The sequence below is a fragment of the Prosthecobacter sp. genome (assembly GCF_044222345.1).
Lineage (GTDB): Bacteria > Verrucomicrobiota > Verrucomicrobiia > Verrucomicrobiales > Verrucomicrobiaceae > Prosthecobacter.
Map to the genome: position 1 here is coordinate 1 of NZ_JBGANL010000104.1, position 8210 is coordinate 8210.

The 8210-nt window shown below is 63.9% G+C and carries 5 protein-coding genes; 3 read left to right on the forward strand and 2 right to left on the reverse strand.

All coding sequences use genetic code 11. From position 1 onward, the window contains the following. Nucleotides 1-354: 354 nt before the first annotated feature. Together arsA and arsD are read right to left on the reverse strand one after the other, a co-directional pair. Nucleotides 355-2172: an arsenical pump-driving ATPase gene (gene arsA, locus ACILSL_RS26155; RefSeq protein WP_395735022.1), complete on the reverse strand. Its 1818-nt coding sequence runs from the start codon at nt 2170-2172 to the stop codon at nt 355-357. After that, nucleotides 2169-2501, reverse strand: a complete 333-nt coding sequence (gene arsD, locus ACILSL_RS26160; protein ID WP_395735023.1) for an arsenite efflux transporter metallochaperone ArsD — start codon at nt 2499-2501, stop codon at nt 2169-2171. The genes arsA and arsD overlap by 4 nt, the downstream gene beginning before the upstream one ends. Nucleotides 2502-2793: 292 nt before the next feature. Here arsD and ACILSL_RS26165 point away from each other — a divergent pair, with 292 nt between their 5' ends. The 3 genes from ACILSL_RS26165 to ACILSL_RS26175 all read left to right on the forward strand — a co-directional run bounded on the left by ACILSL_RS26165 (nt 2794) and on the right by ACILSL_RS26175 (nt 7713). Then, on the forward strand, nt 2794-4836 hold the full coding sequence (locus tag ACILSL_RS26165) for an alpha/beta hydrolase family protein (RefSeq protein ID WP_395735024.1): 2043 nt from the start codon (nt 2794-2796) through the stop codon (nt 4834-4836). Nucleotides 4837-4912: 76 nt separating this feature from the next. Further along, nucleotides 4913-6019, forward strand: a complete 1107-nt coding sequence (locus ACILSL_RS26170) for a hypothetical protein (RefSeq protein ID WP_395735025.1) — start codon at nt 4913-4915, stop codon at nt 6017-6019. A 104-nt stretch (nt 6020-6123) separates the two neighbouring features. Further along, a complete protein-coding gene (locus ACILSL_RS26175) occupies nt 6124-7713 on the forward strand; it encodes a hypothetical protein (RefSeq protein WP_395735026.1) in 1590 nt (529 codons plus the stop codon). The last annotated feature ends 497 nt before the right edge of the window (nt 7714-8210 follow it).

Sequence of the window (8210 nt, forward strand, 5' to 3'; positions counted from 1 at the left end):
AGTCGGGCGGTTTGGCGGAGAGCGCCGGGGAGAATGATACGCGCTCGACGCCAAACACGGCCGACCTACGGCCGAAGCGCTGCACATGTGACCGTAGGATGGGGGTGGCGAGAGCCCGTGCATCCTTCGAAGCATGCAGTGCGAAGAATGGGCCCGTCCATCAGCGTGCGGCAGGCTCCATGGCGTAGGAATGCGCTCGCAGTCGGGCGGTTTGGCGGAGAGGTGTGAGGGGGATGAAGGGCGTCCTTTTCGCCAAACACGGCCGACCTACGGGCCCTGGGCGTCGCGGTTTGCCTGCTCGATTGCAGCCTCTGCTGCGACAGGAATGCAGACTTCTTTCCTATGAAAGTCACATCATACCAGCGTGTGCTGTACTCCAGTGGTGGCGAGTTTGGCGAGGGCGGCGGGGCCGACGGGTTCCTCGGGCTGCCAGGGGAGCCAGGCGGTGCGGGGGGCGTGCTTTTGCACGACTTCCTCGATGTAGCGGTGCTCGGAGCGGGCGCGGCTTTGGAGAAGGGGATCGCAGGTGTGGCTTTGGAGGAGGCTTTGATTGATGACCCAGGCGAAGGGCTGGATGCGGGCGCGGCGGAGGTCTGCCTGCAGGGCGGCGGCCTCGTGCACGGGGGTGGCCTCGGGGAGGGTGACGAGGAGGATGTGGGTGTAGTCGGGATCGCGCAGGCGCTGGAGGAGGCGGAGGACTTCTTCGGGCTGGGTGCTGCGGGCCTGGCGCTCGAGCTCGCGCTGATAGGCCTCGCTGGCATCGAGCAGGAGAAGGGTGTGGCCGGTGGGGGCGGTATCGAGCACGACGAAGCGCTGGGTGCCCTGGCCGACCTCGCGGGCGAAGGCGCGGAAGACGGCGATTTCTTCGGTGCAGGGGGAGCGGAGGTCTTCCTGCAATAAAGCGCGGCCTGCGTCATCCATGGCGCCGCCCTGGGCCTGCATGACTTCGCCTTGGTAGAGGGCGGTCTCGGCAGCGGGATCGATGCGGCTGAGGGTGAGGCCGGGGACCTGGCCGTGCAATGTTTGCGCGAGATGCGCGGCGGGATCTGTGGTGCTGAGGTGGACGGCGTGGCCGCGCTGCGCGAGGAGGACGGCGATGGCGGCTGCGACGGTGGTCTTGCCGACGCCGCCTTTGCCCATGGTCATGATGACGCCGTGGCCCTGCTGCTCCAGGGTGGAGACGAGGCTTTCGAGGCTCTCCATCTGCGGGGGCGTCCAGTCTTCGGAGAGCGGCTGCGGCTTCACGCCCGGGCTTTCGCCTGGCTCAGGCTCTGCGGCGGCGAGGAGGACGCGGAGGCCGGGGATGCCGAGGATATTGATGGGGCGCAGGGGGACGATGTAGCTGGGCATGCTGCGGATGAAATCGTCTGCGGCGGCGAGTGCGGTGGCACCCCGCTGCTGCATGGCCTGGGCGGTGACGTCTTCTGCGCAGCGGGTTTCAAAGGCGCCATTGATGACGAGGCATTGATTGCCCACGCCGATGGCGCGGAGTTCTGCGGAGGTGCGCCGGGCCTCGCGCAGGGCGGAGGCCTGGGGGCGGCTGACGAGGACGAGGGTGGTGAGGGCGGCGTCTGCCAATGTTTTCACGGTGGCCTCGTAAATGACGCGCTGCTTTTCCAAACCGGCAAGGGGACCGAGGCAGGAGGTGCCGCTGGTGTTGGTGTCGAGAAACTGATCCCAGGCCTTGGCGAGGCTCATGAGGCGGAGGGTGTGGCCGGTGGGCGCGGTGTCGAAGATGACGTGATCGTAATCACGCGTGGCGGCGGGATCGCCGATGAGGCCGGAGAATTCATCGAAGGCGGCGATCTCGACGGTGCAGGAGCCGGAGAGCTGCTCCTCCATGCTGCGGAGTGCGGACTCGGGGAGGATGCCGCGCATGGGGCCGATGAGCCTCTCACGATACGCGGCGGCGGCGGCGACGGGATTGATATTGAGCGCGTGCAGGCCGGGTGCGCCGGGGATGGGCGTGGGGGCGCTGGTGAGGGTGGTCTCCAGCACTTCATCGAGATTGGACGCGGGATCTGTGCTGACGAGGAGGACGCGACGGCCGGCCTCGGCAAGGCGGAGGGCGCAGGCGCAGGAGAGGGATGTCTTGCCCACGCCGCCTTTGCCGGTGAAGAACAGGAAGCGCGTGGTGGTGGCGGCCGTGGGCTGGTAGAGGGGAAGGCTCATGATGCGGAGATTTCATGGTGTGGGAACGCTGCCTGGAACCACGCGGGGCGCTCGTCCTTGGTGGGGTAGCGGCCTTTGAGGTGGACCTGGCCATCCCAGAAGATGAGGGGCAGGACCTCGGTGCCTTCGGCGATCATGAGGGCCTTCACGGCGTCATTCTGCGCGAAGTCGCCTGGCTGCTGGCCGAGATTGTAGCGCTCGATCTTGATGCCTGCGGCCTGGAGCTGCGAGAGCATGGCGGCGAAGTTTACGAGGTCGGGATCGATGTTTGTACCGCAGATGCCGGTGGAGCAGCACATGGGGGGATCGTAGACTTGGATGGAGTTCATGGGTGGTGGTGCAGATGCCTGCTGCGTGAAGGAGATGCCATGGGGGGAAGACTTCCGCTGGCTAATAGAACACTATTTGGCGAAAGTGCCAAGTAAATGGCGGCGAGTGTGCGGGGATTGTCATGGGGGTGTGGGGCGGGAGGTTTCGCGAGTGTGCCGCCTGTCCGGGCGATGGCGGCTGGGTGGTCTTTGCAGGCTGAGAAAGTCAAACAAACATGCCTCTCGGCTGCGTGAAAACCGAAGCGTGGCGCGTTCGTCCTGCGTGCTCTGTTTTTCCTCCCCAACCCGCCGTATGAAACCCGTGTGCTTTGTTGTCTTGAATGTCCTGCTGCTGCTGAGTGCTGCGCGGGTGCTGGCGGCGCAGGTGCCGGTATCGGTGCAGGAGCTGTGGGCGGATTTTGATCCGCGCAGGGATGCGCTGGAGACGGAGGTGATCCGGGAGTGGCAGGAGGAGGGCGGGGTCTACAGGCAGGTGCGCTACTTGATCGGCAGTTTCAAAGGGAAGCCGGCGCGCATGGCGGCGATCTATGGCTTTCCGCAGGGCGTGAAGGGGAAGGTGCCGGGGGTGATGCACATCCATGGCGGCGGACAGCGGGCGTCTCTGAGCGAGGTGAAGCTGCTGGTGGGGCGCGGGTATGCGGCGCTGTCGGTAAACTGGGGCGGCGACGGGGACGGGCAGCCGCCGTTTAACAGCATGGAGGGCGCACAGCCGGGGGACCCTAACACGGACTGGGGCGCGGTGGATCCCACGCAGCTGAATGTGCCGGGCTACACATCCATGTTGCCGGGGCCGAAGCAGTTCTACGAGGACCGCGAGCACCCGAAAAACAACAACTGGTATCTTCTGACATACGGCTGCAGGCGCGGGCTGACGTTTCTGGAACGGCAGCCGGAGGTGGATGCGCAGCGGCTGGGCGTGCACGGCTACTCCATGGGCGGAAATCTGACGATGTATGTGGCGGGCAGCGATGACCGCGTGAAGGCGGCGGTGCCTGCGGTGGGCGGGCAGGGGTATCGCTGGGAGGCGCACACGTTTGCGGGCGGCACGGCGCAGCAGGAGAAGATCGCGGGGGATGTGGAGGTGTTTCGCAAGACGCTGAGCTTTGAGAGCTATGCACCGCGCATTCACTGCCCGGTGCTGCACCGGAGCGGGACGAATGATTTCCATGGCTGGATGGATGATGTGTACCGCACGAATGCGCTGATCGCGGGGCAGCCGACGCGCTACAGCTGGGCGCCGCATCTGAACCATCGCTTAATTCCCGAGGTGGCGGTGACGATGCCGCTGTGGTTTGACCATTTTCTCAAAGGCGGCCCGGCACTGCCGGAGACACCGGGCTGCGAGCTGGTGCTGAAGACGGCGGAGGGTGTGCCGCTGCTGCGTGTGACGCCGGATGCGAAGGCAATGCCGGTCTCACGCGTGGAGATCTACTACAGCGTGGATGCGGACCCACGGGCGCGCTTCTGGCGCAGTGCGGAGGTGGTGAAGGCGGGGGCTGACTACACGGCGGCGCTGCCGCTGCATGTGGTGGACCTGCCGCTCCATGCGTTTGCCAATGTGTACCACACGCTGCCGCAGGCGGTGAACATGAAGGCGCTGCCGGGGAATGGAGCAGAGGTGCGGGAGGTGTGCGTGAGCAGCCTGCTGCGGCATGCGGTACCGGAGGCGCTACGCGCGGCGGGGGTGGTGGCGACAGCGCAACGGACGACGCTGCTGGATGATTTTTCCCATGGGCGGCGGGACTGGTATGTGCTGAACGCGGGGAATCTGACGCATCAGGAAATGTGGACGCGGAAGGTGACGGACCCGCTGTATCGCGCACCCGAGGGGGCGCGGCTGAAGGTGACGCTGAAGATGCCGAGCACGAACCGGCTGACCTTGGTGGTGCGGGAGAATGACTGGCGGAGCTATCGCGGTCCGCGTGCGAGCTATGTGTGCACCCGCGAGATCGCGGGCGGCGCGGAGGCGCAGAGTCTGGTGCTGGCTCCTGCTGATTTTGTCTCTGACAAGGGCACGGCGCTGAAGGACTGGGCGCAGGTGGATGAACTGGGCATCTGCGCGCGTGTGCCGGAAGGGCGTGAAGGATGCGGCGCGTGTGAATGGGGGAGCGATGGAGCTTGTGTGGCTGGGGTGGGAGTGAGGGGGGCGGGCTTGATTCCCGCTTGGGCGGGGTCATCATCGCAGAACATACCACGAATGACCATTTGCAGTGCCACGGATATTATTATTTCAGAATCTTGCTTGACTCCTGAAAAACGGGCCCAAGACTTTTCTCATGCAAGCCTGACCAAAGCATGCGCCATGCGGGATCTCCGCCGGGTGCCGGGCGGGTGAATGACGCAGCCAGCAGCCTTCCACGAATCCAGCCTTTTCTTTTTTATTACGCTACCACGAACAACCACACACTGATATGCCTGACGACTACACGCCATCCACCCCCAGCGCCGCCGAGGCGGGGGCTGTTTTTGAAAATCTTTCGGAGGCTGATGCGAGCGCGGTGCTCGACAGTCTTGCTTCTGCCGGAGGCGATGCCGCGGGTGCGACCCCGGCGGAGGTGGTGCCGGGCTTGGCTTCGCTGGACGAGGCGCTGCAGGGCGCGGACCTGTCCAAGATGTCGGACGCGCAGATCCGGGATTTTGAGAGCGGTGATCCGGAGCGTGTGGAGGCGGCGCTGGCGGCTGTGCAGCCCAATGCGGACCCACGCAGCGGCACGGGGGATGAGGCGTCTGCCTTTGCCCCGGCGCGTGTGTCCATCAAGGCGCTGAAGCCGGAGGACCGTGCACGCACGGTGCAGGCGCTGGATATGATACGCGCCGGGAGCACGCCCGCAGAAGCGTTTGCGGAGGCGTTTGGCATCACGGCGCAGGCTGGGGATGGTTTGGCGCAGGATGAAGCGCCGGGATTTGATGAATCGCAGTCGCAGATGGCGGCACCGCAGGTGGCGGAGCTGGAGCAGCACCTGACGCTGCTGCAGCACCAGTACAAGCAGGCGAAGGAATCGTATGACCCGGCGGCCACGGACCTGCTGGAGCAGATGACGGATCTCAAAATGGACCTGCGCGAGGCGCGGCGGCAGGCGGCGGTGGTGAGCGACCACTGGCAGGGCCAGCAGGCGGAAAGCCACAACCGCATGATGGATCAGTTCTCGGATTTGATCACGGATGAGGACACGGGATTTGTTTCTTACTGTGATGATGAAATTTTGCTTGCAGAGGCAAAAAGCGACCCAATTTTAAATCATCCTGACTGGCCTGAGAAGATCGGACGGCGGGTGATCGACAAGTTTTTCAAAGGACATGCGGCGAACAGCCCAGGTCACGCGAAAGGCACGTCACTGATACCGCCAGCGCCGAGACACTCGATGCGGCTGCCCGGTTCACCAGTCGGCCCCGGTTTCTCCGCCGGCGCGCTGTCTCCCCAGACGGCGATGGCGGAAATCGACAAGCTGACACCTGAGCAGCAGGACGCGTTCATCCACAGTCTGGACAGGCTGACCTCCGTCAAAGTGCGGCACTAGCCGGCCTTTTTTCGGACTATGGATGGTATGTACTGCCGCAAGATACCACACGTTAATCTTCAATCCAAACACAACAGACAACACATCTCTTTTGAGAAACCCATATGAGCGCCTATCACGCTGAATCCGTCGTATCCACACTCGCAGCCGCCGTCGCGGCTGATCCGTCCGTCGTCGCCAAGGTCTATTCCCAGCAGCTCCGCAAGGGTGCGCGCTCGGTGGATGACTTTGCGATGTTTGAGGGCGGGGAGGGCTCCGGAAAGCCCTTCATTGTTCGCAAGGACATCGCCTCCGCGCATGCGGGAGACGAGGTCAAATTCACAGTCATGAGCCAGCCGCGCGGCCCCGGTGCGCGTGGCGAGCAGCCGCTGCGCGGGAATGAGTCCAGCGTGGACTTCAAGACCTTCGGCTGCGTGGTGGACTTCTGGCGCGATGCCTTCAAGTTCACCAAGAAGCAGCTGAAGTTCATGGCGGGAGGCGGCGGGGTGAAATCCGCCGTGCTGCTGGCCCTGCGCGAAAAGCTGGGACGCCGCCGCATGAACGACATGAAGATGGCGCTCAAGCTCCAGGGCGTGGGCAACACCATCTACCCGAATGCGCGCAAGACGCTGGCCAGCCTGAATGCGCTGGACACGCTGACGCCTTCGGGCATCACGAATGCGATCCCGCAGTGGCGCCGTCTTGGCGGCCGCAGCATCGTGGTGACGAGCAAGCATGGCAGCCCCGTTTACAAGCCGATGGTGTACATTCCTGATGCGGCGATCGCCAGCATCAAGAACTCCAGCAGCTATGAGCAGGCGGCCCTGCACGGCGGCGCACGCAGCAATGAGGAAAACCCGCTCTTCTCCGGCAAGCTGCTGGACTGGAACGGCGTGGGCCTCTTTGAGCATGCGTCTGTGGACCCTGAGAACGACCAGTGCGCTGATCCGCTGGCGCCGCGTGCGATGCTCTCCACCGGATTCGGTGTGGACTCCACCAGCGGCGCCTGCATTCTCAAGAGCCATGCGACGGACACCAAGACGCCCTACATGGCGTGGATGGGCGGCTACGCCTATGAGTGGTATGAGGGCCAGTCCACCAGCGCCGCCACCACCGCTCCCGGTGGTGTGGCGTGGACGAGCTTCTACTCGGCCATCACCTCCGCCACTTACTATGGCTGGGTGATCAATCCGGATGGCTCGGTCGGTCTTGTGAGCTGGCTGGGCACGGGCAACAACGGCAACCAGATCACGGTGAATGCGATCCTGAACCCCGACAACACGAACGACGGCTCCGGCCTGGGCGTGGCGACTCTGGGGAACTTCATCGCCACCGGAGACACCTGGGGGCTGAACACCGCCGGCACGTCCTACACGCGTGCTGCGGGCGGCGCAGGCGGCACCTCGAACTGCTCGGCGGACTTTGTCTGGACGTCTGAGTTTGACGCGGGTGCCTACATCATTCCGTGCAATGCGAATGGTGCGGTGGACATGTGCAGCCTCATCCTCGGCCAGGACACGGCCGTGCGCGCCTATGTGGGGGATGACCTCCTCGTGGGCGACAAGGACGACTACTCGTTCGTGGATGGCGGCGGCTATGAGACCATCTTCGGCCAGGCACCTTGCATCCGCACGGATGGCAAGACCAGCGGCTACTCGGTGCTGCGCCACGCCGGCCAGCACCCGGGGCTCGAGGTGCCGACGCTGAGCGCGTAAGGCGGCACAGCGGCCCGCACGGTGTCTTGAAAAAGCGCCGTGCGGGCTAGCACTCCAACTTATCTTACTCCTCCTCTTACTCTTACTCCTCCTCCCTTTACTCGGGCGTTCATGGAACGAACGGCCAAGCCAAGGGAGGAAGAGTAGGAGTAGGAGGAAGAGGAGGATGCCAGAAACCACCTTTGATCTAACTCGACTAAATTTACATTTTCACCTCCAGCCTCCCTTGCGGGTGCGGTCAATGACAGCGCCCCAGGGAGGAAACAGGGAGGGTCTGACTCACCCACAATCTTACTCGTCCTCCTACTCTTCCTCTTCCTCTTCCTCACTTAACTCAGGCACTTATTGAGCCAACGATGCCACGTCGCTGAATTGAATGGGTAACGGGTGGCGCGGCAGTGGAGGAGATTGCAAGTTGGGGGATGGACCAGAACGACTTGTTTGCAATGGCTTTGGGATTGAACACGCCGTGGAAGGTCGTGCGCAGCGGATTTGAA

Bases quoted from the DNA above. Each gene is read 5' to 3' on its own strand.
- arsA (WP_395735022.1), bottom strand. From the start codon at position 2,172: ATGAGCCTTCCCCTCTACCAGCCCACGGCCGCCACCACCACGCGCTTC.
- arsD (WP_395735023.1), bottom strand. From the start codon at position 2,501: ATGAACTCCATCCAAGTCTACGATCCCCCCATGTGCTGCTCCACCGGC.
- ACILSL_RS26165 (WP_395735024.1), top strand. From the start codon at position 2,794: ATGAAACCCGTGTGCTTTGTTGTCTTGAATGTCCTGCTGCTGCTGAGT.
- ACILSL_RS26170 (WP_395735025.1), top strand. From the start codon at position 4,913: ATGCCTGACGACTACACGCCATCCACCCCCAGCGCCGCCGAGGCGGGG.
- ACILSL_RS26175 (WP_395735026.1), top strand. From the start codon at position 6,124: ATGAGCGCCTATCACGCTGAATCCGTCGTATCCACACTCGCAGCCGCC.